Origin of the sequence: Pantoea hericii (genome assembly GCF_014155795.1) — a bacterium.
Classification (GTDB): Bacteria; Pseudomonadota; Gammaproteobacteria; order Enterobacterales; family Enterobacteriaceae; genus Pantoea; species Pantoea eucalypti.
The window spans coordinates 1-25,807 of record NZ_SCKV01000012.1; the positions used below are offsets into that span (position 1 = coordinate 1).

At 53.9% G+C, this 25,807-nt stretch carries 22 protein-coding genes and 1 riboswitch; of the genes, 6 read left to right on the plus strand and 16 right to left on the minus strand.

All coding sequences use genetic code 11. The features are described 5' to 3' along the window. Positions 1–383 precede the first annotated feature (383 nt). Complete coding sequence (purH, locus tag H7K52_RS18605; RefSeq protein WP_008927150.1) at positions 384–1,973, plus strand: bifunctional phosphoribosylaminoimidazolecarboxamide formyltransferase/IMP cyclohydrolase; 1,590 nt, start codon at positions 384–386, stop codon at positions 1,971–1,973. Positions 1,974–1,992: 19 nt separating this feature from the next. Further along, positions 1,993–3,273, plus strand: a complete 1,281-nt coding sequence (purD, locus tag H7K52_RS18610; RefSeq protein ID WP_003850141.1) for a phosphoribosylamine--glycine ligase — start codon at positions 1,993–1,995, stop codon at positions 3,271–3,273. Positions 3,274–3,305: 32 nt separating this feature from the next. Here purD and H7K52_RS18615 read toward each other — a convergent pair whose 3' ends face one another. From H7K52_RS18615 to nudC, 6 genes are all read right to left on the minus strand, one after another. Continuing rightward, on the minus strand, positions 3,306–3,968 hold the full coding sequence (locus H7K52_RS18615) for a DUF1481 domain-containing protein (protein ID WP_003850138.1): 663 nt from the start codon (positions 3,966–3,968) through the stop codon (positions 3,306–3,308). Between the two features lie 69 nt (positions 3,969–4,037). Next, a complete protein-coding gene (gene hupA / locus H7K52_RS18620; RefSeq protein ID WP_003850136.1) occupies positions 4,038–4,310 on the minus strand; it encodes a nucleoid-associated protein HU-alpha in 273 nt (90 codons plus the stop codon). 188 nt (positions 4,311–4,498) lie between these two features. Continuing rightward, complete coding sequence (locus H7K52_RS18625) at positions 4,499–5,089, minus strand: YjaG family protein (protein WP_003850135.1); 591 nt, start codon at positions 5,087–5,089, stop codon at positions 4,499–4,501. Positions 5,090–5,152: 63 nt separating this feature from the next. Beyond that, the gene (gene nfi, locus H7K52_RS18630) at positions 5,153–5,821 is read right to left on the minus strand and encodes a deoxyribonuclease V (RefSeq protein WP_003850133.1); all 669 of its coding nucleotides are present in this window, start codon (positions 5,819–5,821) and stop codon (positions 5,153–5,155) included. Between the two features lie 2 nt (positions 5,822–5,823). Next, complete coding sequence (gene hemE / locus H7K52_RS18635; protein WP_182630338.1) at positions 5,824–6,891, minus strand: uroporphyrinogen decarboxylase; 1,068 nt, start codon at positions 6,889–6,891, stop codon at positions 5,824–5,826. A 40-nt stretch (positions 6,892–6,931) separates the two neighbouring features. Continuing rightward, positions 6,932–7,702 (minus strand): NAD(+) diphosphatase, encoded by a 771-nt coding sequence (gene nudC, locus H7K52_RS18640; protein ID WP_003850129.1) that lies wholly within the window; start codon positions 7,700–7,702, stop codon positions 6,932–6,934. A gap of 89 nt (positions 7,703–7,791) precedes the next feature. Here nudC and H7K52_RS18645 point away from each other — a divergent pair, with 89 nt between their 5' ends. From H7K52_RS18645 to thiE, 3 genes are all read left to right on the plus strand, one after another. Further along, positions 7,792–8,298, plus strand: a complete 507-nt coding sequence (locus H7K52_RS18645) for an Rsd/AlgQ family anti-sigma factor (protein WP_003850126.1) — start codon at positions 7,792–7,794, stop codon at positions 8,296–8,298. Between the two features lie 153 nt (positions 8,299–8,451). Then, a riboswitch (TPP riboswitch) is annotated at positions 8,452–8,552 on the plus strand. A gap of 87 nt (positions 8,553–8,639) precedes the next feature. Beyond that, a complete protein-coding gene (gene thiC, locus H7K52_RS18650) occupies positions 8,640–10,562 on the plus strand; it encodes a phosphomethylpyrimidine synthase ThiC (RefSeq protein ID WP_110411736.1) in 1,923 nt (640 codons plus the stop codon). Positions 10,563–10,564: 2 nt separating this feature from the next. Next, positions 10,565–11,191 (plus strand): thiamine phosphate synthase, encoded by a 627-nt coding sequence (gene thiE, locus H7K52_RS18655; protein ID WP_003850122.1) that lies wholly within the window; start codon positions 10,565–10,567, stop codon positions 11,189–11,191. A gap of 193 nt (positions 11,192–11,384) precedes the next feature. On the opposite strand, the gene H7K52_RS18660 is transcribed toward thiE, so the two are convergent. Next, the gene (locus H7K52_RS18660; protein ID WP_003850120.1) at positions 11,385–12,839 is read right to left on the minus strand and encodes an aminotransferase-like domain-containing protein; all 1,455 of its coding nucleotides are present in this window, start codon (positions 12,837–12,839) and stop codon (positions 11,385–11,387) included. 174 nt (positions 12,840–13,013) lie between these two features. Between H7K52_RS18660 and H7K52_RS18665 the strand changes: the two genes are divergently transcribed. Then, positions 13,014–13,196 (plus strand): DUF1127 domain-containing protein, encoded by a 183-nt coding sequence (locus tag H7K52_RS18665; protein WP_039660706.1) that lies wholly within the window; start codon positions 13,014–13,016, stop codon positions 13,194–13,196. Positions 13,197–13,250: 54 nt separating this feature from the next. Here the strand turns inward: H7K52_RS18665 and rpoC are convergent, their stop codons facing one another. From rpoC to H7K52_RS18710, 9 genes are all read right to left on the minus strand, one after another. Further along, complete coding sequence (rpoC, locus tag H7K52_RS18670) at positions 13,251–17,474, minus strand: DNA-directed RNA polymerase subunit beta' (RefSeq protein ID WP_003850116.1); 4,224 nt, start codon at positions 17,472–17,474, stop codon at positions 13,251–13,253. A 129-nt stretch (positions 17,475–17,603) separates the two neighbouring features. Then, positions 17,604–21,632 (minus strand): DNA-directed RNA polymerase subunit beta, encoded by a 4,029-nt coding sequence (gene rpoB, locus H7K52_RS18675; protein ID WP_182630339.1) that lies wholly within the window; start codon positions 21,630–21,632, stop codon positions 17,604–17,606. 329 nt (positions 21,633–21,961) lie between these two features. Further along, complete coding sequence (gene rplL, locus H7K52_RS18680) at positions 21,962–22,324, minus strand: 50S ribosomal protein L7/L12 (protein WP_008927142.1); 363 nt, start codon at positions 22,322–22,324, stop codon at positions 21,962–21,964. A gap of 65 nt (positions 22,325–22,389) precedes the next feature. After that, positions 22,390–22,887, minus strand: coding sequence for a 50S ribosomal protein L10 (gene rplJ / locus H7K52_RS18685; protein ID WP_003848098.1), 498 nt, complete (start codon positions 22,885–22,887; stop codon positions 22,390–22,392). A gap of 365 nt (positions 22,888–23,252) precedes the next feature. Further along, positions 23,253–23,957 carry a 50S ribosomal protein L1 gene (rplA, locus tag H7K52_RS18690; RefSeq protein WP_003848092.1) on the minus strand — a complete coding sequence of 235 codons (705 nt, stop codon included), beginning with the start codon at positions 23,955–23,957 and terminating at the stop codon, positions 23,253–23,255. Positions 23,958–23,960: 3 nt separating this feature from the next. After that, complete coding sequence (gene rplK, locus H7K52_RS18695; RefSeq protein WP_006121495.1) at positions 23,961–24,389, minus strand: 50S ribosomal protein L11; 429 nt, start codon at positions 24,387–24,389, stop codon at positions 23,961–23,963. Between the two features lie 147 nt (positions 24,390–24,536). Next, complete coding sequence (gene nusG, locus H7K52_RS18700; RefSeq protein WP_003848088.1) at positions 24,537–25,082, minus strand: transcription termination/antitermination protein NusG; 546 nt, start codon at positions 25,080–25,082, stop codon at positions 24,537–24,539. 1 nt (position 25,083) lies between these two features. Then, positions 25,084–25,467 (minus strand): preprotein translocase subunit SecE, encoded by a 384-nt coding sequence (secE, locus tag H7K52_RS18705; protein WP_008927141.1) that lies wholly within the window; start codon positions 25,465–25,467, stop codon positions 25,084–25,086. Positions 25,468–25,698: 231 nt separating this feature from the next. Next, positions 25,699–25,807: EF-Tu C-terminal domain-related protein (locus tag H7K52_RS18710; protein ID WP_463139860.1), on the minus strand; the 109-nt coding region annotated here is incomplete at its 5' end.

Consider the following 25,807-nt stretch of genomic DNA (forward strand, 5'->3'; position numbering starts at 1 on the left):
TTTTCTCCGGCGGCGCAGTCTCCTGTGCCTCTCAACCCGCTTCCCGTTGCCGGTGTTCCGTGTTGATGGATGCGCATTATAGGGAGTTGTCGGAGAGTCGCAACCCATAAATTGCATAAAAGAGAGCGTTCGCTGCATTCCACAGCAAAAGCCGCTGTTATACGCAGTTACACACAATGTTATCCACACAGAGCGGGCTATATGAATTTAGGCGAGCATCGCGCAAACGTTTTCGCTACAATGCCGGGCAATATTCCGGACACCCCTTTTCGGGGCGTTACCTGAGGTTTTTGATCTTTTCTTCCTATATAGAAGAGAAAACCGCTATGAAGCCTGACGTAACGCTCTTATATACGCGAAACAAAGCCAAGGGATAAACCACCATGCAACAACCTCGTCCTGTACGCCGCGCATTGCTCAGTGTCTCTGACAAAGCCGGTATCCTCGAATTTGCTCAGGCGCTCTCAAGTCGCGGTGTCGAGCTGCTCTCCACAGGTGGAACAGCTCGCCTTCTGGCGGATGCGGGTCTGGCTGTCACTGAAGTCTCTGACTACACCGGCTTCCCGGAAATGATGGATGGACGCGTCAAAACCCTGCATCCGAAAGTGCATGGCGGCATTTTAGGTCGTCGCGGCCAGGATGATGCCATCATGGCGCAGCACGATATCAGCCCAATCGACATGGTGGTCGTTAACCTCTATCCCTTTGCACAGACTGTCGCCCGTGAAGGATGTTCACTGGAAGATGCAGTGGAAAATATCGACATCGGTGGCCCGACCATGGTGCGCTCTGCTGCAAAGAACCATAAAGATGTCGCCATTGTGGTCAGCAGCGGCGACTACGATGCCATCATTGCTGAAATGGACGCTCATGAGAACGCACTGACGCTTGAGACCCGTTTCGATCTGGCAATCAAAGCCTTCGAACACACCGCCGCTTATGACAGCATGATCGCTAACTACTTCGGCACCCTGGTGCCCGCCTATCACGGTGAACGCAATCAGCCCGCTGGCCGTTTCCCGCGTACCCTGAATCTGAACTTCATTAAGAAGCAGGACATGCGTTACGGCGAAAACAGCCATCAGGATGCAGCCTTCTATATAGAAGAGAATATCAGTGAAGCCTCAGTGGCCACTGCGCAGCAGGTTCAGGGCAAGGCACTCTCCTATAACAATATTGCTGACACCGATGCTGCACTCGAGTGTGTCAAAGAGTTCAGTGAACCCGCCTGCGTCATCGTCAAGCATGCAAACCCTTGTGGTGTCGCAACCGGTGATGATCTGCTGGCAGCCTATGAGCGGGCTTATCAGACCGACCCAACTTCCGCGTTCGGCGGCATCATCGCCTTTAACCGCGAGCTGGATGAAGCGACGGCTCAGGCGATTATCAGCCGCCAGTTTGTTGAGGTGATCATCGCACCCGCCGTTTCCGAAGCCGCGCTGAAAATTACCGCGGCTAAACAGAATGTCCGTGTGCTGATCTGTGGTCAGTGGCAAAACCGTACTGCCGCACTGGATTTCAAACGCGTCAATGGTGGCCTGCTGGTCCAGGATCGCGATCTCGGTATGGTGGATGCCAGCCAGTTGCGCGTGGTCAGCAAACGCCAGCCAACCGAACAGGAGCTGCGTGATGCGCTGTTCTGCTGGAAAGTGGCGAAGTTTGTTAAGTCCAATGCCATTGTTTATGCGCGCGACAACATGACAATTGGTATAGGTGCCGGGCAGATGAGCCGCGTCTACTCCGCTAAAATTGCAGGTATCAAAGCAGCCGATGAAGGTCTGGAAGTCAAAGGATCCGCCATGGCGTCAGATGCTTTCTTCCCGTTCCGTGATGGAATTGATGCTGCAGCGGCGTCCGGCGTGAGCTGTGTTATCCAGCCTGGCGGCTCCATCCGTGATGAAGAAGTGATTGCGGCGGCTGATGAGCACGGCATTGCCATGATCTTCACCGACATGCGCCACTTCCGCCATTAATTGTTCTGGAGAGTAACAGATGAAAATTTTAGTAATCGGTAATGGCGGACGTGAACATGCTCTGGCCTGGAAAGCGGCTCAGTCGCCGTTAGCGGAAACGGTGTTTGTCGCGCCGGGTAACGCGGGCACCGCATTAGAGCCTGCGCTTCAGAATATTGCGATCAGTGCGACAGATGTTCCCGCCCTGCTGGAATTTGCCCAGCGCGAAAAGATCGATCTGACGATTGTCGGACCTGAAGCGCCGCTGGTGATCGGCGTGGTCGATGCGTTCCGTAAGGCAGGCCTCGCTATCTTCGGTCCGACTCAGGCCGCTGCACAGCTGGAAGGTTCTAAAGCCTTCACCAAAGATTTCCTGTCACGTCATCAGATCCCGAGTGCCGAATACCAGAACTTCACCGAGGTTGAGCCCGCTCTCGCATATCTGCGCGAGAAAGGCGCGCCAATCGTTATAAAAGCCGACGGCCTGGCCGCAGGTAAAGGCGTGATTGTCGCGATGACGCTGCAGGAAGCGGAGGATGCGGTTCAGGATATGCTGGCCGGTAATGCCTTTGGTGATGCCGGACACCGCATTGTGATTGAAGAGTTTCTGGAGGGCGAAGAAGCCAGCTTCATCGTGATGGTGGACGGCGAGCATGTGCTGCCCATGGCCACCAGCCAGGATCACAAGCGTGTGGGTGATGGCGACACCGGTCCCAACACGGGCGGCATGGGTGCCTACTCCCCGGCGCCGGTGGTTACCGATGAGATCCACCAGCGCGTGATGGATCAGGTGATCTGGCCGACCGTGCGTGGCATGGCCGCTGAAGGCAACGTCTACACCGGTTTTCTTTATGCGGGCCTGATGATCGATCATACCGGACAGCCGAAAGTGATCGAATTCAACTGCCGCTTTGGCGATCCGGAGACGCAGCCGATCATGCTGCGCCTGCAGTCGGATCTGGTCGATCTTTGCCTGGCTGCCTGTGACGGTAAGCTGGATCAGAAAACGTCACAATGGGATCCACGACCTGCGCTGGGTGTGGTGCTGGCAGCTGGCGGTTATCCGGGTGATTATGCGCAGGGCGACCAGATTCATGGCCTGCCACTGGAGGAAGTGGCTGACGGTAAGGTATTCCATGCCGGAACACGTCTGGAAGAAGATCGGGTGCTGACCAACGGTGGCCGCGTGCTGTGTGTCACCGCGCTGGGCGACGACGTAGCAGCCGCACAAAAGCGGGCTTACGAGCTGACAAAGCCGATCTCATGGCAGGGTAGCTTCTGTCGCCGCGATATTGGCTACCGCGCCATTAATCGTAAATAAGCACAGGGGGCACAGCGTGCCCCCTTTTCACTTCACATATCGTCTTCTGTCGGCTGCTGTGAGCAGTCATCCTGCTGACTGACCCGCAACAACTGTAGCCCTTCCGGCGCTTCAAGCCACGACACCATGAGCGGTGCCGATGCGCTCTGCTGCTGCTGTATCAGCAACTGCCGATCGTCAGCGTCAAAAGCGGGTCTGACCTGCTGGCCTTCACACGTCTCCAGTCGATCGCTTCCCAGCCAGTGTCCCTGCTTCAGAAACACCCTGCCGCTTAAAAGCGCATCGCTGAGGTTACGCATCCGCTCCGCATCAAACTTATAGAGCTCAATGGCATCCGGGCTGACCGCCTCACGCCGCCCTGCAAGCTGGCGCTGCATGAAGTTGAGACCACCCGCCTGATCAAAGCGCAGGGTCACATCGTCAGGCTGTTTGCCCTTTACCTGGCGCTGAATGCTGATCAACGACCCTTCCAGCCAGACGTAATCTGTCACTTCACCTTCACCGCCACTGAAGGGTGTATAGAGGGTGCGAATATGGACCGACTGATGATCGCTATTTTTGCGCCAGATACGGACAACACCACGATCGGCAAGATAGCCACTGGCAGAAAAAGGAGGAATATCCGGAGTTGAGCTGCAACCGAAAAGAATCAGGGAGAGAAACAGAATACAAAAACGCTGAAACAGCGGGGTCATGATGGCTTGCCTCTTAAACAAAAGGGGCGAAACGCCCCCTGTTTTAAAGCTTAACCGCAGTGCGACGTCTTACTTAACGGCGTCTTTCAGCGCTTTACCAGACACGAATGCCGGTACATTTGCTGCAGCGATTTTGATCTCTTTGCCAGTCTGCGGGTTACGACCGGTACGCTCAGCGCGGTGGTTCACTTTAAAAGTACCAAAACCAACCAGTTGTACAGCATCACCATCTTTCAGAGACTCAGTGATCGCAGCCAGAGTAGATTCCAGCGCTGCCTTTGCCTGGGTTTTAGACAGGTCAGCTTTTTCTGCGATCACATCAATCAGTTGAGTCTTGTTCATAAGTTATCCTTAAAGTGTATTTATCGCTTGCTAAGCAACGAGTGCGAGGGAAAAGCCATATTCTGGCACTCTTCTGCCTGCACGCACCGATAGCCACAATTTTCAGCCCCCCAAATGTAGACCAGACAGGGGGCCAATGTGAAGCCTCTAGGCGCGCTAATTCGGGCCTGAAGTCACGTTTTATCGCCTTACTGCTGGAAATTTATACCGATGTTGCTAATTCCAGCTTCACGCAGATCAGATCGCAGACCTTTAATCAATTCAAGGTCGCGCTCTTCACACTCCGCCAGCAGGCGGAAAATCTCCCACTGAAGGTCCCACTCATCGATGATAGCCGGGTTTTCACGCAGCTCGTCATCGGTCATTTCGCGCCCAGCCTGGGTCATCTCCAGCATAGCGACAGTGGTAATTGACGTCTCGCTGACTTCAATTGCATGTTCAAGCGTTTCACCGCTCAGCTGCGCATGCACGACTTCGCTTAGTGCCACACAGGCATCAATAGCCGGGTAAACGCCGTAAACGTCAAACGCATCGCCATCCGGAATGGCAGCTTCGAGCTTTTCCAGCTGGCTGTCGAAGTTAATCTTCGCATCTTTGACCGTCAGGTTTTCCCAGATCAGATCAAGAATGCGGCGATATAGCGCCGGATCGGCAAATTCAGTCTGCTCGCAGAACGCCCGATAGTTGGGATACATGCGCTCGCACAGGCAGGCCATAAACGTAAGGTGCTGCCAGCTTTCCAGCTTCGCCAGACGCAGATGAACGGGATTTTGTAACATAAAGGTGGCTCTTATTCGTTTCGCTGGCCGCAGTGTAACTGCAAAACCGCAGCACAAACAGTGTTAAAGCGCGTTTTGCCAGCGCTGGAAAGCGGTTCTGTTCGAGGCAACCGCATCGGCCCAGCGGGTCGGTTCCGGCAACCGGTAACCGCGCGTACAGTTTTCGACCCACTGCAGCGCAGTATTCAGGCTGACGCGATGACCCGTGGCGACAAACAACGGATTACAACGCAGCTTGCTGCGCCATACCCAGCCAATTTGCTCACCTTTGTCGATCAGCGGCTGCCGGCTCCCGGGCTGCGCGTCCAGATCGTCAAAACGACCGCACAAACGGCTTTTCGCAACGCCAATCGTCGGCACATCCACCAGCAGGCCAAAATGCGATGCGACGCCCAGTCGTCTTGGATGCGAAATACCGTGCCCATCCACAAACAGCAGGTCCGGCTTTTGTTCCAGCATCTGCCAGGCGGCCATCAGTGCCGGATACTCGCGGAATGAGAGAAAGCCCGGAATGTAGGGCATGGTGGTCTCAACGCGCGCGATACGATGCTCCACCAGCGTTAGCGAGGGATACTCCAGTATCACCATCGCCGCCCGCGTTACGGTGCCTTCCTGCTCAAATCCAACGTCCGCCCCGCCGATAAAACGGGGCGGCAGCACATCAAAGTCATCCTCACGCACTACCTCAGCGGCGCGTTGTAACTGCTCAGCGCGGAGTGCGGCAATGTCCATAATTACTCCTGATGCCAGGGACGTGATAAACGATGCACCGCTTCAACAAAGACACCCGCATTTTCAGGTGGTACATCCTGATGAATGCCGTGACCCAGATTGAAGACATGCCCGGTACCCGAGCCAAAACGCTCCAGGATGCCGCCCACTTCCTGTTCAATACGCTCCGGTGCCGCATAGAGCATTGAAGGATCCATGTTGCCCTGCAGCGCAACTTTGTCGCCCACGCGACGGCGGGCGTCATCAATATCGGTGGTCCAGTCGAGACCCAGCGCATCACAACCGGTGGCTGCCATCGCTTCCAGCCACTGCCCGCCGCCTTTGGTGAAGAGCGTCACCGGCACGCGGCGACCGTCATTTTCACGCAGCAGGCCATCAACAATTTTATGCATGTAGTGAAGTGAGAACTCGCGATAATCACGACCGGTCAGCACGCCGCCCCAGGTATCAAACACCATGACAGACTGCGCACCGGCGCGGATCTGAGCATTGAGGTAGAGGATGACGCTGTCGGCCAGCTTATCCAGCATCGCGTGCAGCGTAGCCGGATCGGCATACATCATCTTTTTGATTTTGGTAAACGCCTTGCTGCTGCCACCTTCCACCATGTAGGTGGCCAGCGTCCATGGACTGCCTGAGAAGCCAATCAGCGGCAGATCGCCGTTCAGGTTCTTACGGATGGTGCGGACCGCATTCATCACGTAGCCCAGTTCCATTTCTGGATCGGGTACCGGTAAACGCTCAACGTCAGCGCGACAGGTCACAGGGTTAGAGAAACGCGGGCCTTCGCCGGTTTCAAAGTAGAGACCCAGTCCCATCGCATCAGGAATGGTCAGGATGTCACTGAAGAGGATAGCGGCATCCAGCGGATAACGGCGCAGCGGCTGCAGGGTGACTTCGCAGGCCAGCTCGGCGTTTTTGCATAGCGACATAAAGTCACCCGCCTGGGCGCGTGTCGCTTTGTACTCCGGCAAATAGCGACCGGCTTGTCGCATCATCCATACCGGCGTGACATCAACTGGCTGGCGTAACAGGGCACGCAAATAACGATCGTTCTTCAGTTCACTCATCTCAACACTCTCTCAATAACAGGCGTGTAGTGTAGCACTTTCACGCTTCGGCGCGGCACAGGGCGACAGTATCTTCAATCAGACGACGCGCCACGGTGCCGGGAGGTGGCAGCAACGGCAGGTCATCAAAACGGAACCAGGCCGCATCCAGCAGTTCTTTGCCGTCGTGTTGCAGATCGCCGCTGTCATACTCTGCCATAAATGCTGTCATCAGCGATTGCGGGAAGGGCCACGGCTGGGAGGTCACGTAACGGACATTTTTGACGCGGATATTGCTCTCTTCCATCACTTCACGGGCCACGGCCTGCTCCAGTGTCTCACCGACTTCGACAAACCCCGCCAGCACGGTATAGACCTTATTGCGATGGCGGGCATGGTTCGCCAGCAGGATTTCATCGCCGCGACGGATCGCCACAATAATGCAGGGTGCAATCTGCGGATAGTAACGCTCGCGGCAATGGCTGCAGAGACAGGCAAATTCATGTTTGCTGTGATGCATTTCATGGCCGCAATAGCCGCACCAGCGATGAGAACGGTAGAATTCCGCCAGCTGAACACCGCGACCCACCAGCTGAAACAGCGCTGCATCCTGATCGATTAGCTGACGTACTGAGAACATATCGGCAGAACGCGGTTCACAAATCAGCCAGACTTTTTCGCCCTGCCACTCACCGATGGTCCGGGCCTTACTGCCAGTTAAACCAAATTTTTCGGCGTTTCCGTGGGGTAAATCACCTTGTGGCAACCAAATTTTCTGTTCATGGCTGACAATCCACCATCCAGCGTCTACGCTTGAGATTTCGCATTGCATTTATTTCGTCATCCTTAGCGTCAAATCGCACGCTGAAGCCCTGATGTTAAGTGTGTAGATAAACAACTATAACTCACATGGAGTTAGATATGCTTAACCAGTTAGACGTCCTGGCTGAACGCGTAGGTGGCAGTAATGAACTGGTCGATTCGTGGCTTGAAGCCCGTCGTCAGCTACTGGTGACCTATTATCACCTGGTGGGTCTTAAACCTAATAAAGAGGCGCTGACGCGTCTGGATGAACAGGCGCTCGACAACTTCTGTCATGGCCTGGTCGATTATCTTTCTGCGGGTCACTTCAGTATCTATGAGCGTGTGATCAGTGAAATGAGTGGCGACAGCCCGATGATCGCTGCCGCGCAGATTTATCCCCCGCTGGAGGCCAATACGGAACGTCTGATGCAGCTCTATGACGGCCACCTTCAGCAGGCGATTGATGACGAAAACTGCATGACCTTCCAGCAGGCGTTGTCCGAAGTGGGCGAAGTGCTGGAAGCCCGGTTTACACTTGAAGATAAGCTGATTCAGCTGGCATGGGACAACAAGCTCGTCCCCCCGCCAGTGGCGAATGACAGCCAAATCGCCCGCCCGGCCTGATTATCGCCGTCGGGAAAGGGGTTGAGATTATCTTCCAGCCCTTTTATGCTAAACAGGTTCTGCGGAGCGCTTTCCAATGAACCTTTTTTATTTGTGCTTTGAAATTTAAGCTTTTTACGCCGGAGTCTGTTACAGGACGCCAGTGCAAAAAGTAGCTTCTTGTCGGAGTGCCCAGTTGGGCTGAGACCGTTAATTCGGGATCCGCGGAACCTGATCAGGTTAGAACCTGCGAAGGGAACAAGAGTAAATATTCTCTGTATGTCAGCACGCTTACGCTGTCTATACGGTTACTCCTTCCGAACTCCGGACAAGCATCGTTCCCTCTTAACAGGAAGATTGCTATGTCTGACCCAAAAATGACCCGTCGTGAACAGCGTGCCCAGGCGCAGGAATTTATCGATTCTCTGCAAAGCGGCAGTGCCTTTCCCCAGTCCCGTCGCATCTGGATTACCGGCAGCCGGAAGGATATTCGCGTACCCATGCGTGAAATTACCCTGAGCCCGACCCACACTGGCGGTAGCAAAGAACAGCCTCTCTATGAGCAAAATGAAGCGGTGCCGGTCTATGACACGGCAGGCGCTTATGGTGATCCCGCGGCAGAGATTGATGTGCATCGTGGCCTGGAAAAGCTGCGCGCGCGCTGGATTACTGAACGCGGCGACAGCGAACTTCTTGAACAGAACAGCTCAGGCTATACCCAACAGCGACTGGCTGACGAGGGGCTGGATCATCTGCGCTTCGATCACCTTCCGACACCGCGCCGTGCCCGTGCCGGGCGCCGCGTCACGCAGCTGCACTATGCCCGCCAGGGGATCATCACCCCGGAGATGGAGTTTATCGCTCTGCGCGAAAACATGGGGCGCGAGCGAATCCGCAGTGAGGTGCTGCTGCAACAGCATCCGGGTCACAGCTTTGGTGCGCATCTGCCCGCCCGCATCACCCCCGAGTTTGTGCGTCAGGAAGTTGCTGCCGGACGCGCTATCATCCCGGCGAATATCAATCACCCTGAATCAGAGCCCATGATCATAGGCCGCAACTTTCTGGTTAAGGTTAACGCCAACATCGGTAATTCGGCGGTGACCTCTTCCATTGAAGAAGAAGTGGAAAAGCTGGTCTGGTCAACTCGCTGGGGTGCCGATACGGTGATGGATCTCTCTACCGGTCGTTATATTCATGAAACGCGCGAATGGATTTTGCGCAACAGCCCGGTGCCTATTGGTACGGTGCCGATCTATCAGGCGCTGGAAAAAGTGAATGGCGTGGCGGAGGCGCTGAACTGGGAAATATTCCGGGACACGCTGCTTGAACAGGCGGAACAGGGCGTCGATTACTTCACTATCCACGCGGGCGTGCTACTGCGTTATGTCCCGATGACGGCGAAACGTCTGACCGGCATCGTCTCGCGGGGCGGATCGATCATGGCGAAGTGGTGCCTGTCCCATCATCAGGAGAGTTTCCTCTATCAGCACTTCCGTGAGATCTGTGAAATCTGTGCGGCGTACGATGTCTCCCTGTCGCTGGGCGATGGCCTGCGTCCGGGTTCGATTCAGGATGCCAACGATGAAGCGCAGTTTGCCGAACTGCGTACCCTGGGTGAACTGACCCGTATTGCCTGGGAATATGATGTTCAGGTAATGATTGAAGGTCCGGGCCACGTGCCGATGCATATGATCCGCCGCAACATGACGGAACAGCTCGAGCTGTGCGATGAAGCCCCCTTCTACACCCTCGGTCCGCTGACCACCGATATCGCGCCCGGCTATGACCATTTCACCTCGGGTATCGGTGCCGCCATGATTGGCTGGTTTGGTTGTGCGATGCTGTGTTATGTCACACCTAAAGAGCATCTGGGTCTGCCCAACAAAGAGGATGTGAAACAGGGATTGATCACCTACAAAATCGCGGCGCATGCCGCCGATCTGGCCAAAGGCCACCCCGCTGCGCAGATCCGTGATAACGCCATGTCCAAAGCGCGCTTTGAATTCCGCTGGGAAGATCAATTCAATCTGGCGCTGGATCCCCACACGGCGCGTGCTATGCATGACGAAACCCTGCCGCAGGAGTCAGGAAAGGTGGCTCATTTCTGCTCGATGTGTGGCCCTAAATTCTGCTCAATGAAAATTTCTCAGGAGGTGCGCGAGTTTGCAGCACGCCAGGATGCGCGTGCCGAGCCGGTTGAAGTGGGCATGGCGCAGATGTCAGACCGTTTTCGCAGCCACGGCGGTGAGCTTTATCACCCTGCCGATGCCATTAAGGAGGAGTAACGATGCCCGCATTCCCTGCTACCGCCCCGCGCCTGGGGCTTTATCCGGTGGTTGATAGCCCCGAGTGGATTGAACGCCTGCTGGAGATGGGCGTTCGCACGCTGCAGCTGCGCATTAAGGATCAGCCCGATGCGATCGCTGAGCCCGCTATTGCCCATGCGATTGCACTGGGAAAACGCTATGACGCACGCCTGTTTATCAATGACTACTGGCAGCTGGCAATTAAACATCAGGCTTATGGCATACATCTGGGGCAGGAGGATATGGATGTGGCCGATCTTGCCCGCATTCATCAGGCCGGATTGCGTCTGGGGCTCTCCACCCATGACGACGCGGAGCTGGATCGCGCGCTGGCAATCCAGCCCTCTTACATCGCACTTGGGCATATTTTCCCGACGCAGACTAAAGAGATGCCTTCTGCGCCGCAGGGCATTGAGCAGCTGAAGCGACATCTGGCACGCCTGACGCATATTCCCACTGTGGCGATTGGCGGTATCTCGATTGCGCGAGCACCTGAGGTACTGGCAACCGGCGTTGGGAGTATTGCGGTAGTGAGTGCGATTACTCAGGCAGATGACTGGCGTGAAGCAACCCGGACATTGATGGCGCTGGCAGAACCTGGTCATTAAGGATTTGTGGAAGCTGTACCACATAGCCGCTGCAAAACAGGTAATGCCCGCATTCTTCCGGGAAAGCAGCGCGCAAACGTGAGGGTTGCCGCTGGCGTGCTGTGAGCCAAAACCTTAACGTGGCATCCGTCAGGTTAAGGTTAACTGACCAGGGCCGGTTCCCTCCTCTTGCCGGCCCTGCTTCTTCTTTCCTCTATACGATAGCAGAGGCTGAAGTCTGCGGCTCATGCTGGCACGAGAGCATAGCGCGTTCGACAGCCGCACCCACCCGCGCCAGCGCCTGTTCAGTTTGCTCGTTTATTGGCAGCCCGTAATTTAAGCGCAGACAGTTGCGATATTTGCCCGAGGCTGAAAAGAGTGAGCCTGCGGCAATCTGAATTTTTGACTCGCGCAGTTCCCGGTTAAGCAGGACCGCATCAAATGCTTCCGGGAGTTCAATCCACATCAGAAAACCGCCCTGAGGGCGGGAAACGCAGATGCCGCAGGGAAAGTAGTGGCGCACCCAGCAGCTAAAGGTTTCATAGTTACGATGATAGATTTGCCGCATCCGCCGTAGATGCAGCTGATAATGGCCCTGGCGGATAAACTCCGCAACCGCATGCTGAGGCTGCGTGGCGGTGGAGCCTGTGACGATATATTTCATGTGCAACACGCGGTCGCGATAGCGGCCTGGTGCAACCCAGCCGACACGCAAACCGGGCGCCAGCGTTTTAGAAAAAGAGCTGCATAGCAGAACCCGGCCATCGAGATCCAGCGCTTTAATGGTAGGTGGGCGCGGGTATTCCCAGGCTAACTCACCATAAACATCATCTTCGATTACCGCCGCATCAAACCGCTGCGCCAGCGCCAGCAATGCCCGCTTACGCTGTTCGGGCATGATGAATCCCAGCGGATTATTGCAGTTCGGCACAACAACGACTGCTTTAATCGGCCATTGATCAAAGGCCAGTTCCAGCGCTTCCAGACTGATGCCGGTGACCGCATCTGTTGGGATCTCAATGGCACGAATGCCAAAGCCGCGCAGGGTTTGCATGATGCCGTGAAACGACGGTGACTCAACGGCAATGATATCGCCCGGCTCGCAGACGGCCCGAACGGCGACCGATAACGCCTCATGGCAGCCGGTGGTAATAACGATGTCATCGGCGGTAAGCTGGCAGCCGCTATCTATCGCCAGCCGTGCAACCTGTTGTCGCAGCGCGAGAACACCATAGAGGTTGTCATAATTCAGCAGCGCCATGTCCTGCTTCTGCGCCTGACGGCTGAATGCTTTCCACAGCGGCTTAAGCGTCGGCTGAGTCAGATCCGGCATGCCACTGCCCAGCTGCAACACATCATCCTCCAGTCGGCTGTTAATCAGCTCCAGCACCGCATCCCACTGCGTCACCTCAACCGGCCGCTGTGCAGGACGGGTCAGCGCAGGCATCGGGGGTGTTGCTTTGCGCGAGGCGACAAAATAGCCGGAGCGAGACTGCGGCGTGATCATCTGCTTCTCTTCCAGCAGATGATAAGCCTGCTGTACGGTGCTGATACTGACGCCATGTTCGGCACTCAGACTGCGTACCGAAGGCAGGCGCTCACCACTGCGATATAAACCCTGTTCAATGCGCTGAGCCAGCAGTGTGGCCAGATGTTCATATCGCGTCATTGTATTTCCTCTGTCTCAGATGATGAGCATTAACCAGTACAGTTATGCTTCTTTTTTACCATTCAGATCACGACAACCGCAATCTGTATGTTAAAAAAAGGTGATTTTTGCGTCTGTATCATACAGAGCGATGCGATGAAAATGGTCATCAGATACTTCACTGAGGGCACTATCATGGGATACGACGAGAATCGGGCAGCTAAACCCTTTACAGGCACACCTTACCAGCTGGTTCGTTTCGTGTGGCGTAGTTATAAACGCTGGCAACTACGGCGTGAAACCCGCGTCATCCTGTCGAAACTGAGTGACAGTCAGTTGAAAGACATTGGTCTCAGGCGCAACGACTGGAATGCCTGAATGACAGACAAAAAAAACCCTGCCGAGGCAGGGTTTTTATCAGGCAAAGAACGATTAATCGTTTTTGTTGCCGCCGAGACCGGCGTTCAACAGTTCAGCCAGGCTGGCTGAGGCTTCATCCGCAGTAACCTGCGGTGCAACCGGCACTTCACCTGCCGCTTTACGGCGCATACGATCCTGATGGTACGCATAACCGGTACCGGCCGGGATCAGACGACCCACGATGACGTTCTCTTTCAGGCCGCGCAGTTCGTCGCGCTTGCCTGCAACTGCTGCTTCGGTCAGGACACGTGTCGTCTCCTGGAACGATGCTGCAGAGATGAACGATTCGGTAGCCAGTGACGCTTTGGTAATACCCAACAGGTCACGCATGAAGGTTGCGCCAACTTTTCCGTTCGCTTCCAGATCACGGTTAGAGATCTTGATGCGAGAGAATTCAGCCTGCTCACCTTCCAGGAAGTCTGCACTTCCTGCGCTCACGATGGTTGCTTTACGCAGCATCTGACGAACGATGACTTCGATGTGCTTATCGTTAATCTTAACGCCCTGCAGACGGTAAACTTCCTGCACTTCGTTAGTGATGTAACGGGTCACCGCATGCACGCCACGCAAGCGCAGGATGTCATGTGGAGACTCTGGGCCATCGGAAACCACGTCACCGCGCTCAACACGTTCACCTTCGAACACGTTCAGCTGACGCCATTTCGGAATCATCTCTTCGTACGGCTCGCTACCATCCAGCGGGGTAATGACCAGACGACGCTTACCTTTGGTCTCTTTACCGAAGGAGATGATGCCGCTGATCTCTGCCAGAATCGCGGGCTCTTTCGGACGACGCGCTTCGAACAGGTCAGCAACGCGTGGCAGACCACCGGTAATATCTTTGGTACCGCCAGATTCCTGCGGAACACGCGCTAACGTGTCACCGGCACTGATCTTAACGCCATCTTCCAGCTGAACAATCGCTTTACCTGGCAGGAAGTACTGAGCCGGCATATCGGTGCCCGGGATCAGAACGTCGTTGCCATTGGCATCAACAATTTTCAGCGCAGGACGCAGATCTTTACCGCCCGCAGTACGTTCAGCACTGTCCAGAACCACCAGCGAAGAGAGACCGGTTAAGTCATCTGTCTGACGGGTAATGGTCTGGCCATCAACCATGTCAGTGAAGCGAATGAAACCGCCCACTTCGGTGATGACTGGCATGGTATGCGGATCCCAGTTTGCAACGGTTTCGCCCGCGGCAACCTGCTCACCATCACCTTTCGCCATGGTAGAACCATAAGGAACTTTATAGCTCTCTTTGGTACGACCAAATTCGTCGATCATTTTCAGTTCAACGTTACGCGAGGTGATCACCAGCTTGCCTGCCGAGTTCGTTACGGACTTGGCGTTGGTCAGCTTGATGGTACCTTTGTTCTTCACCTGAATGCTGGATTCAGCAGCCGCACGTGATGCCGCACCACCGATGTGGAACGTACGCATCGTCAGCTGTGTACCTGGCTCACCGATGGACTGTGCTGCGATAACACCGATCGCTTCACCTTTGTTGATGATGTGACCACGTGCCAGGTCGCGACCGTAGCAATGCGCACACACACCAAAGTCGGTTTCACAACCTACAACAGAGCGGACTTTCAGGCTATCAACTGAGTTCAGCTCCAGCACGTCACACCAGTGCTCATCGAGCAGCGTGTTGCGTGGGACCAGAATGTCAGCAGTGCCCGGCTTCAGAACGTCTTCTGCCGTCACACGACCCAGTACACGTTCACGCAGTGGCTCTTTAACGTCGCCACCTTCGATGACAGGCGTCATCATGATGCCTTCGTGTGTACCACAGTCATCTTCGGTAACAACCAGATCCTGTGCAACGTCAACCAGACGACGCGTCAGATAACCGGAGTTCGCCGTTTTCAGTGCGGTATCCGCCAGACCTTTACGTGCACCGTGGGTTGAGATGAAGTACTGAAGTACGTTCAAACCCTCACGGAAGTTCGCCGTGATTGGTGTTTCGATGATGGAACCATCTGGTTTCGCCATCAGACCACGCATACCGGCCAGCTGACGAATCTGTGCAGCAGAACCACGCGCACCGGAGTCGGCCATCATAAAGATGCTGTTAAAGGAAACCTGTCGCTCTTCTGCACCGTCGCGGTTAATCACAACTTCGGTAGAGAGGTTTTCCATCATCGCCTTGGCAACACGTTCGTTGGCTGCTGCCCAGATATCGATGACTTTGTTGTAACGTTCGCCTGCGGTTACCAGACCAGACTGGAACTGTTCCTGAATTTCAGCCACTTCCGCTTCCGCTTCGGTGATGATTTCCACTTTCTTCTCTGGAATAACCATATCATCGATACCGACTGACGCGCCTGAACGGGCAGCGTAAGCGAAACCGGTGTACATGGTCTGGTCAGCAAAGATAACCGTCGGCTTCAGACCCAGAATGCGGTAACAGGTGTTAAGCATTTTGGAGATAGCTTTTTTGCCCAGCGCCTGGTTAACGATAGAGAACGGCAGACCTTTCGGCACGATCATCCACAGGATGGCACGGCCAATCGTTGTATCGATGATGCTGGTTTTAGCAACCCACTCATCCTGCTCGTTTTTCTCGTGTTCAGTGATACGCACTTTAACGCGAGCATGCAGAGAGGCCAGGCCAGCGCGATAAACACGCTCAGCTTCTTTCGGGCCAGTCAGCACCATGCCTTCGCCTTTAGCGTTAACACAGTCACGGGTCATGTAATACAGACCCAGTACAACGTCCTGAGAAGGAACGATGATTGGCTCGCCGTTCGCAGGTGACAGGATGTTGTTGGTCGACATCATCAGCGCACGCGCTTCCAGCTGGGCTTCCAGCGTCAGCGGTACGTGAACAGCCATCTGGTCACCATCGAAGTCGGCGTTATAGGCCGCACAAACCAGCGGGTGCAGCTGGATTGCTTTACCTTCGATCAGAACCGGTTCAAAGGCCTGAATACCCAGACGGTGCAGCGTAGGCGCACGGTTCAGAAGAACCGGGTGCTCACGGATCACTTCGTCGAGGATATCCCAGACAACCGCTTCTTCGCGCTCAACCATTTTCTTCGCGGCTTTGATGGTGGTGGCCAGGCCACGCAGTTCCAGCTTGCCGTAAATGAACGGTTTGAACAGTTCGAGTGCCATTTTCTTAGGCAGACCGCACTGATGCAGACGCAGGTATGGACCAACGGTGATAACCGAACGACCAGAATAGTCGACACGTTTACCCAGCAGGTTCTGACGGAAACGACCCTGCTTACCTTTGATCATGTCAGCCAGCGATTTCAGCGGACGCTTGTTGGAACCGGTGATCGCACGACCGCGACGACCGTTGTCCAGCAGTGCATCGACCGCTTCCTGCAACATACGCTTTTCGTTGCGTACGATGATATCTGGCGCAGCCAGATCCAGCAGGCGCTTCAGACGGTTGTTACGGTTGATCACGCGACGATAAAGATCGTTCAGATCCGACGTTGCGAAACGGCCACCATCCAGCGGTACCAGCGGACGCAGATCCGGTGGCAGAACAGGCAGCACGGTCAGGATCATCCACTCTGGCTTGTTACCAGACTGTACGAACGCTTCCAGCAGCTTGATACGCTTGGTCAGCTTTTTACGTTTGGTTTCGGAGTTGGTTTCGTTCAGCTCTTCACGCAGCTGCTCGCACTCCTGCTCCAGATCCATGTTTTTCAACAGGGCCTGGATCGCTTCGGCGCCCATTTTGGCGTCGAACTCGTCACCGAACTCTTCCAGAGCGTCAAGGTACTGCTCTTCAGTCAGGATCTGACGCTTCTCGAGGTTGGTCATGCCACCTTCGATTACCACGTAAGATTCAAAGTAGAGCACGCGCTCGATGTCACGCAGTGGCATATCCAGCAGTAAGCCGATACGCGATGGCAGTGACTTCAGGAACCAGATGTGCGCAGTCGGCGACGCCAGTTCGATGTGGCCCATACGCTCACGGCGTACTTTAGTCTGGGTCACTTCAACGCCGCACTTCTCACAAATCACACCACGGTGTTTCAGGCGCTTATACTTGCCGCACAGGCACTCATAGTCTTTTACCGGCCCGAAGATACGGGCACAGAACAGACCATCGCGCTCTGGCTTAAAAGTACGGTAGTTAATGGTTTCTGGCTTTTTCACTTCACCAAAAGACCAGGAACGGATCATGTCTGGCGAAGCCAGCGCAATTTTGATCGCATCAAACTCTTCGGTCTTAGTTTGCGCTTTCAGAAACTTAAGTAAGTCTTTCACGGATTAGCTCCCGTCGGAGTGAGACTCAGAGGGCGTCCAACCGAAATTGAACGCCCCGTAACCAGTACAATTGCGAGCGCTTTAAACCCTGCGCTATCAGGCGGCGGCGAACCGCAGCCTGAAAAGGGGTTACTCGTCTTCCAGCTCGATGTTGATACCCAGCGAGCGAATCTCTTTCAACAGTACGTTGAAGGATTCCGGCATGCCCGGTTCCATCTGATGGTTACCGTCAACGATGTTTTTATACATCTTGGTACGGCCGTTGACGTCATCAGACTTAACGGTAAGCATTTCCTGCAGGGTATACGCGGCACCGTATGCTTCCAGTGCCCATACTTCCATCTCACCAAAGCGCTGACCACCGAACTGTGCCTTACCACCCAGCGGCTGCTGAGTAACCAGGCTGTAGGAACCGGTTGAACGTGCATGCATCTTGTCATCAACCAGGTGGTTGAGTTTCAGCATGTACATGTAGCCAACGGTTACCTGACGTTCGAACTGCTCACCGGTACGGCCGTCAAACAGGGTAATCTGACCGGAAGAAGGCAAGCCGCCGAGCTGCAGCAGCTCTTTGATTTCACTCTCTTTCGCGCCATCAAACACCGGAGTGGCGATTGGCATACCTTTCTTCAGGTTCTCTGCCAGACGAAGAACTTCGTCATCGGAGAAGGTGTTCAGGTCAACTTTCTGACGCAGATCGCTACCCAGGTCATAGGCGCGCTGGATGAATTCGCGCAGTTTCGCGACTTCTTCCTGCTTCTTCAGCATGGCGTTGATCTTCTCGCCGATGCCTTTCGCTGCCATGCCCAGGTGGGTTTCCAGAATCTGACCGATGTTCATACGCGATGGTACGCCCAGCGGGTTCAGAACGATGTCAACCGGCGTGCCGTTTTCATCGTAAGGCATATCTTCGATCGGGTTGATCTTGGAGATAACACCTTTGTTACCGTGACGGCCTGCCATTTTGTCACCCGGCTGAATCTGACGCTTAACAGCCAGATAAACCTTAACGATTTTCAGCACGCCTGGTGCCAGATCATCGCCCTGGGTGATTTTACGACGCTTACCTTCGAGTTTTTTCTCAAACTCGTGCTTCAGTTCGTCGTACTGCTCTGCCAGCTGCTCCAGCTGGTTTTGCTTGGCTTCGTCAGTCAGACCCAGTTCCAGCCAGCGCTCGCGCGGCAGCTTGTCCAGTTTGTCTGCTTCAACGCCACCAGAAATCAGGACGTTCTGAATACGGCTGAACAGGCCCGCTTCCAGAATCTGCAGTTCTTCAGACAGGTCTTTTTTGGCCTGCTTCAGCTGCATCTCTTCAATTTCCAGCGCACGTTTGTCTTTTTCCACGCCATCGCGGGTAAAGACCTGAACGTCAATCACGGTGCCTGACACGCCATTCGGTACGCGCAGTGACGAATCTTTCACGTCAGAGGCTTTTTCACCGAAGATAGCGCGCAGCAGTTTCTCTTCTGGCGTCAGCTGGGTCTCACCTTTCGGCGTGACCTTACCCACCAGAATGTCACCACCGGTCACTTCAGCACCGATGTAGACAATGCCTGACTCATCCAGTTTAGAGAGAGCGGCTTCACCCACGTTCGGGATATCAGCGGTAATCTCTTCCGGCCCCAGTTTGGTGTCACGCGACACGCAAGCCAGTTCCTGAATATGGATAGTCGTAAAGCGATCTTCCTGAACCACACGCTCGGAGACCAGGATGGAGTCTTCGAAGTTGTAGCCGTTCCACGGCATGAACGCTACGCGCATGTTCTGGCCCAGTGCCAGTTCACCCAGATCGGTGGACGGGCCATCTGCCAGCACGTCGCCGCGCTCAACCGGCTCACCCAGAGAAACACATGGCATCTGGTTGATGCAGGTGTTCTGGTTAGAACGGGTATATTTGGTCAGGTTATAAATGTCGATACCGGCTTCGCCAGCATGCATTTCGTCTTCGTTCACTTTGATAACGATACGTGATGCGTCGACGTACTGAACGGTACCGCCACGTTTCGCAACGGCGGTAACACCGGAGTCAACAGCAACAGCACGTTCCATACCGGTACCAACCAGCGGCTTGTCAGCACGCAGAGTCGGAACGGCCTGACGTTGCATGTTCGCACCCATCAGGGCGCGGTTGGCGTCATCGTGTTCCAGGAACGGGATCAGGGACGCACCGACAGAAACGATCTGTTGGGTCGAAACGTCCATGTAGTCAACCTGATCACGGCTGAACAGACTTGATTCGCCTTTGCTACGGCAGGTGACTAAGTCATCAACAAACGCGCCGTTATCATCAAGAGGGGCGTTCGCCTGAGCGATAACGTAGTTACCCTCTTCGATAGCAGAAAGGTAATGAATCTCGTCAGAAACCAGACCGTCGATAACACGGCGATAAGGTGTCTCAAGGAAACCGTACTCGTTCGTCTGTGCATAAACAGACAAGGAGTTGATCAGACCGATGTTCGGACCTTCAGGGGTTTCGATTGGGCAGACACGACCGTAGTGCGTTGGGTGTACGTCACGCACTTCGAAGCCGGCACGCTCACGCGTCAAACCACCCGGGCCGAGAGCAGAGATACGACGTTTGTGCGTAATCTCTGACAGCGGGTTGTTCTGATCCATGAACTGAAAAAGCTGGCTTGAACCAAAGAACTCTTTCACCGCGGCCGAAATCGGCTTCGCGTTGATCATGTCCTGTGGCATCAGGGTATCCAGGTCGCCCAGTGACAGACGCTCTTTAACCGCACGCTCAACACGCACCAGACCCACACGGAACTGGTTCTCAGCCATTTCACCGACTGAACGAATACGACGGTTACCGAGGTGGTCGATATCGTCCACTTCGCCTTTACCGTTACGGATGTCGATCAGCTTCTTCATCACTTCGATGATGTCGTCTTTGCTCAGGATGCCTGAACCTTCGATTTCATCACGCAGTAATGAGCGGTTGAACTTCATACGACCAACAGCAGACAGATCGTAACGATCTTCAGAGAAGAACAGGTTCTCAAACAGGTTCTCTGCTGCTTCGCGTGTTGGCGGCTCACCAGGACGCATCATGCGGTAGATCTCAACCAGTGCGCTCAGGCGATCGCTGGTTGGGTCGACACGCAGGGTCTCGGAGATATAAGGACCGTGGTCCAGATCGTTGGTGAACAGCGTTTCGATGCGCTTGTGACCGGACTGGCTCAGTTTAGCCAGCAGATCCAGTGACAGTTCCATGTTCGCTGCAATGATCAGCTCACCGGTGCTCTCATCGATGTAGTCTTTAGCGACCACTTTGCCCGCGATATATTCAACCGGAACTTCGATGTGCTGAATGCCATCTTTTTCCAGCTGACGGATATGGCGCGCAGTGATACGGCGTGCTTTTTCGACGTAGACGGTGCCGTTCGCTTCGATATCGAAGGTAGCGGTTTCACCGCGCAGGCGCTCAGGCACCAGCTCCATCTGCAGCTTGTTGTCACGGATTTCAAACACCACTTTCTCGAAGAAGATATCGAGGATCTGAGGTGTAGTGAACTGCAACGCACGCAGGATGATAGTGGCCGGCAGCTTACGACGACGGTCAATACGGACAAACAGGTTATCTTTCGGGTCAAACTCAAAGTCGAGCCATGATCCGCGGTAAGGGATGATACGTGCGTTGTACAGCACTTTACCCGATGAGTGAGTTTTACCCTTATCGCTATCAAAGAACACGCCAGGACTACGGTGCAGCTGAGAAACGATAACGCGTTCGGTACCATTGATAACAAAGGTACCGTTGTCGGTCATGAGCGGAATTTCGCCCATGTAGACTTCTTGTTCTTTAATGTCTTTTACGGTGCCTTCTGGCGCTTCGCGCTCATAGACCACCAGACGCAGTTTCACGCGCAGCGGTGCCGAATAGGTCACGCCACGGATCTGACACTCTTTCACGTCAAAGACAGGTTCACCCAGGCGATAGCTCACATACTGCAACTCAGAGTTGCCGCTGTAGCTCGCAATAGGGAATACAGAACGGAATGCAGCTTCCAGTCCGTACTGACCTTCTGGATCTTGCTCGATAAACTTCTGGAACGAGTCGAGCTGGATGGAAAGGAGATAAGGTATGTCCAGTACTTGCGGACGTTTACCAAAATCCTTACGAATACGTTTTTTCTCGGTATAGGAGTAAACCATAGGGTTCCTCAGCTAGCTGACAAGTCGACCCACGCTGTCCGTCCTGACAGGACAGTTCATGCAACACGATTTTGTTTGATTCACTGGCTGCGCGGCAGCAGTGCAATACCTCTTTCTATCACGCTTAAATCATTTCATCGCTTTTGAGAAGGCAGGGAACCCGCACAGGAAAGCGGTATATTAAGTCGTCGATAGAGAAAGATATTGAAGAGTAACAATGGACAAACAGTGTGAAACCCCATTGAGACCCTGTAGCGCAAAAAGGCTGGTGACCAAAAAGTCACCAGCCATCAGTCTGAAACTACTCAGACTGCAACCCGAAGGTTGTCTTACTTAACTTCAACTTCAGCGCCAGCTTCTTTCAGAGCAGCTTCAAGTGCAGCTGCGTCGTCTTTGCTGATTGCTTCTTTGATCACGCCAGTTGCTTCAACCAGGTCTTTGGCTTCTTTCAGGCCCAGACCAGTTGCAGTACGTACGGCTTTGATTACTGCTACCTTGTTCGGGCCAACAGCTTTCAGGACTACGTCGAATTCAGTTTTTTCTTCAACAGCTTCAGCCGGGCCAGCAGCAACAGCTACAGCAGCAGCAGCAGAAACGCCGAATTTTTCTTCCATTGCAGAAACCAGCTCAACAACTTCCATTACGGACATCGCTGCAACAGCTTCCAGAATTTGGTCTTTAGTGATAGACATGACAATTGTTCCTAAGAATCAGAAAAAGTTTATACGTAAGCAAGTACGAAGAAAAGAATATGGCCTTAAGCCGCTTCTTTTGCATCGCGTACAGCAGCCAGAGTGCGGACCAGTTTGCCGGCAGCGGCTTCTTTCATGGTCGACATCAGACGTGCCAGTGCTTCTTCGTAGGTCGGCAGAGTTGCCAGACGGTCAATATTGGCCGCCGTGATCAGCTCACCTTCAAAGGCTGCAGCTTTGACCTCAAATTTTGCATTCGCTTTCGCGAAATCTTTGAACAGACGAGCAGCAGCGCCCGGGTGTTCCATAGAATATGCAATCAGGGTCGGACCAACAAACGTGTCTTTCAGGCACTCAAATTGAGTTCCTTCAACGACGCGGCGCAGCAGGGTGTTACGAACAACACGCATGTAAACGCCAGCTTCACGGCCTGCTTTACGCAGTTCGGTCATTTTATCAACGGTAACGCCACGGGAATCCGCAACAACCGCTGAAAGCGCACCTTTGGCTACTTCGCTGACTTCAGCAACAATCGCTTGTTTGTCTTGAAGATTTAATGCCATTAGCTTTTGCTCCTGGATTTGACCGGGAAAGGATTTCCCCGGAACTCACTTCACTTAACCACCCCGAAGGGTGGTAAGCGCTCGAACACGGTGAGCAGAATCCAGCTAAGAAAAAATTCTTTTGGTTCTGTCACCGTCTACGCAGGGTATTAAGCGGAATATCCGGAGATAAACAGCGCCTGCGGTCTTGGACGGAGGCCAGGATAAGGCCTGGCTCCAACCTAAATTCTGTGTGACACAGCAGAGTCAGAAGGAAAGGCGATAAACGCAACAGTCAGTTCCGACTCTCTGATGTCCTGTTCTGCTAATAACAGAACAACGGGCGTAAGATTCTAGGTGAATTTTTCGCCCGTTTCAAGCAGCAATTAGTTTGCTGTTGCGTTCAGACCAGCCTGGTCAACGGCAACGCCGGCGCCCATGGTGGTTGAAAGGCTGACTTTCTTGATGTACACGCCTTTCGCCTGAGATGGTTTTGCTTTTTTCAGCGCGACCAGCAGAGATTCCAGGTTTTCTTTCAGTTTGTCAGCGTCAAAGTCCACTTTACCGATGGTAGTGTGGATGATGCCGTTTTTGTCGTTACGATAACGAACCTGACCCGCTTTAGCATTCTTAACTGCTTCAGCAACGTTAGGGGTTACAGTACCGACTTTCGGGTTTGGCATCAGGCCGCGTGGGCCCAGAATCTGGCCTAACTGGCCAACAACGCGCATTGCATCCGGAGAAGCAATAACAACGTCAAAATTCATTTCGCCTTTCTTAATCTGATCAGCCAGGTCTTCCATACCTACCAGCTCAGCGCCTGCTGCTTTAGCAGCTTCAGCGTTTGCGCCCTGGGTGAAGACAGCAACACGTACTGAACGACCAGTACCGTGTGGCAGAACGGTCGCGCCGCGCACGTTCTGATCAGATTTACGTGCATCAATGCCGAGGTTGACAGCAACGTCAACGCTTTCAACGAACTTGGCAGTAGCCAGTTCTTTCAGCAGAGCAACAGCTTCAGCAATGTCATACTGCTTGGTCGCGTCAACTTTGTCGCGAATTACGGTCATGCGCTTGGTCAGCTTAGCCATTTCTTAGTCCTCTACTACCAGGCCCATGGAACGAGCAGTACCTTCGATTGAGCGAGTCATCGCTTCAACGTCAGAACCAGTCATGTCCGCAGCTTTGGTTTCTGCGATTTCACGTACCTGAGCACGAGTCACTTTACCGACTTTATCTTTGTTCGGCTTACCAGAACCAGACTTGATGCCCGCTGCTTTTTTCAGCAGTACGGCAGCCGGAGGCGTTTTGGTAATGAAGGTAAAAGAACGGTCGCTGTATACGGTGATAACAACAGGAGTCGGCAGACCTTTTTCCAGAGATTCGGTCTTAGCGTTGAACGCTTTACAGAATTCCATGATGTTAACGCCCTGCTGACCCAGTGCTGGACCAACCGGTGGACTTGGGTTCGCCATACCAGCTGCAACCTGCAGCTTGACGTAGGCTTGGACTTTCTTAGCCATGATATTTCCTCAATTGGGTTATAGCGCCTGTAAAGGCTCCCCGTGATAACGATTTACACGCTGTTGCCAGCGCATAAAAACAAAAGGCGCGAAATTGTAGTTAAATTTCGCGCCTGCTGCAACAGCTAATTTGTGAGCGGAAAGAGGTTAACCTTTCTCCACCTGACCAAAGTCCAGCTCAACCGGTGTTGCACGACCAAAGATAGATACGGAAACCGTCAGGCGGCTCTTCTCGTAATCCACATCTTCAACCACACCGTTAAAGTCAGCAAATGGACCGTCATTAACGCGAACCATTTCACCCGGCTCAAACAGCGTTTTCGGACGAGGCTTGTCGCCGACCTGCTGCAGACGGTTCATGATCGCATCAACTTCTTTATCGCTGATAGGCGCCGGACGGTCAGAGGTACCGCCGATGAAACCCATCACGCGCGGGACGCTGCGTACTAAGTGCCAGCTGGCGTCATTCATGACCATCTGAACCAGTACGTATCCCGGGAAAAACTTGCGCTCGCTCTTACGACGCTGGCCACCACGGATTTCAACGACTTCTTCAGTCGGAACCATGACGTCGCCAAACAGCTCTTCCATGTTGTGCAATTTGATATGCTCGCGCAGCGATTGGGCTACGCGGCCTTCAAAACCGGAAAACGCCTGTACGACGTACCAGCGTTTCTTTGGAGCTTCAGACATCTCAGAACCTCAGGCCAGTGATAAACGATACCAGACGGACCAGAATACCATCCAGCCCCCACAAAATCAGTGACATCACGGCAGTAACCGCGGCAACGATTAACGTGGTGTGCAGCGTTTCCTGGCGGGTTGGCCAGATAACCTTACGCATTTCTGTTCTTGCTTCACGAGCAAAAGCCACGGTCGCTTTGCCTTTGGTCGTTAAAAGCGCAATGCCGCCAGCCGCTGCAATCAGTACAACTACGGCTAATGCACGCAGTGGTAGTGACACATCACGATAGAGGTAGTTACCTACAATCGCTGCAAGCAGCAGTAATACAACTACTACCCACTTTACCGCTTCCAGGCCACGCCCGCTCCCTTGAGCTTCGGTATTCGCACTCATAAACCAACCTGCCACAATAATTCAGAAACTATTCTGCCCCGCAGTGCGAGGCGTCCAAACCGAATGAGCTTTTGAGGCGTAACTCGGTATCCAACGCCGCATAACAGAGCCTGTCTCAGCAATGATTATGATTCAAAAAATCACTGATGAGCCAGGTTCTATGAAACAGCGTGCAAAAAGGGCATCAAATGATGCCCTTTCCGTGTGCATTGCGTCAAACGTTATCGGTAATTATGCGATAACTTTAGCAACAACACCCGCGCCAACGGTACGGCCACCTTCGCGGATTGCGAAGCGCAGACCTTCGTCCATTGCGATTGGGTGGATCAGGGTAACAACC